Genomic DNA, 504 nt, shown 5'->3' on the forward strand with positions numbered 1-504 from the left:
CAATGATCGCATCATGTGCGAAGTCTTCTGCAGAGGTTGAAGAGGAGTTAATTACATTCTCATTTACTGCATGCTTAAGTGTGGTTTGACCATTGATATCAATGTTTGGATTTACATAGATGGCACCAACAGACACTTGAGTGCCCTCTAGGTAAGTAAGCATTGCTGGGTTACGCCATTGAGAACTTGCGTTGTCAGCCATTGCTGCTTCACCAGCGTAAGCACGACCTAGACCTGTTGCAGAATATTCAGCTAATTGGAAGCCTGCTGCATTTGCCATGCCTGAAGTGCCAAGTAGGCTAAGTGCTACTGCTGTTGATAGGAAAGTCTTGTTGGTTTTCATTCTAATGTTCGCTGAATTAATTATAACGTGGGGCAAAAGTCTAAAGGTAGAGTTATTACTTTAGAAATGAAAATCCGGAACATGAATGTATTTGGTGTTTTGTTCTAATTTGTTGTTTATTTATGGTTTTATAATCTAACCATGATAGTGGAATGAAAAAA

At 39.3% G+C, this 504-nt stretch carries 1 protein-coding gene; it reads right to left on the reverse strand.

What is annotated here, in order from left to right:
• Window positions 1-343: OmpP1/FadL family transporter (locus tag R7044_RS28420; protein ID WP_225456440.1), on the reverse strand; the 343-nt coding region annotated here is incomplete at its 3' end.
• Window positions 344-504: the final 161 nt, after the last annotated feature.

The organism is Vibrio sp. 1402, assembly GCF_033340275.1.